Origin of the sequence: Streptomyces sp. sk2.1 (assembly GCF_008120935.1) — a bacterium.
Lineage (GTDB): Bacteria > Actinomycetota > Actinomycetes > Streptomycetales > Streptomycetaceae > Streptomyces.
In genome coordinates this window covers 1-1,019 of record NZ_RDBO01000168.1, presented here as the reverse complement: position 1 = coordinate 1,019, position 1,019 = coordinate 1, and the positions used below count along the sequence as shown (strand labels likewise).

General features: G+C 76.5%; 1 protein-coding gene and 1 pseudogene. One reads left to right on the top strand and one right to left on the bottom strand.

The features are described from left to right. Positions 1 to 3: 3 nt before the first annotated feature. Positions 4 to 246: pseudogene (locus EAO76_RS47870) on the bottom strand (pyridoxine 5'-phosphate oxidase C-terminal domain-containing protein); the annotation flags it as partial. Between EAO76_RS47870 and EAO76_RS41880 the strand changes: the two are divergent. After that, positions 145 to 1,019, top strand: an 875-nt coding sequence (locus EAO76_RS41880) for a PAS domain-containing protein (RefSeq protein ID WP_148841469.1), incomplete at its 3' end; no start/stop codon positions are given. The pseudogene EAO76_RS47870 and the gene EAO76_RS41880 overlap by 102 nt on opposite strands.

The window sequence follows — 1,019 nt, the reverse complement described above, 5'->3', positions numbered from 1 at the left end:
GTCCTACGGGCACAGGCGCTCGACGCGCCAGTCCTTGCCCTCGCGGACGTACCGCAGCCGGTCGTGGAGCCGGTTCGGGTGGCCCTGCCAGAACTCGATCGTGTCGGGGACGACGCGGTAGCCGCCCCAGTGCGGGGGCGGTTGATGGCGGCCATGGACGGGCCGGGCCGCCGGGTCCACGAGTTCGCGCTGCTGCGCAAGGACGGCGGCCGGGTGCTCGTGCGGACCCAGTCGGCCGGGGTGCGGGGCGCCGACGGGCGGCCGGCCGGGGTGTACTGCGCGTTCAGCGAGGTGCACGCGCAGATCGATCTGGAGCGGTCGATCGCGCTGAGCGAGGCGCTGCTGGAGGACGCGTCCTGGGGTGTGGTCCTCGTCGACGCCGATCTGCGTCCCGCGGTGGTCAACGCGCACGCGGCGCGTGCCCTGGGCGTCGGCCGGGCGGCGCTGCTGGGGCGTCCGCTGGGGGAGGTCGTCGTGCGGGGCGTCGAGGAGGTGGAGGGCGCGTTGCAGCATGTGCTGGCCGAGGGCGCACCACCGGCGCCCGCCGAGTTGTGGGTGACGCTGCGGACGGCGGAGGGGGAGCGGCGGCGCTGCTGGCGCAGCGGTTTCCTCCGGCTGGCGTCGCCGCTGGCCGAGGAGCCGGTCCCGCTGGGGGTCGGCTGGTTGTTCCAGGACGTGACGGCGGAGCGGCTGGCGGCGCAGGAGGCGGACCGGACGCGGTTCCGGTCGAACCAGCTGCACCGGGCCTCGCGGTCGGCGTCCGAGTGCGAGGACCCGATGGAGGCGGCCACCTCCTACCTGGACTACGCGCTCGCGGGCTTCGCGGACCACGCGCTGGTCGATCTGGTGGTGGGGGAGCGGCTGGTGCGGGTGGCGGCGACCCCGTCCGGTGAGCCGGGCCCGTGCCTGCCGGTGGCGGCCGGTTCCCTTCCGCTGCGGTACGCGACGGGGCACCCGGCCCTCCGGGCGGTGGACCGCAAGGGGTCGGTGCGGGCCAGCGCGGGGAGCGGGCCGGGGGC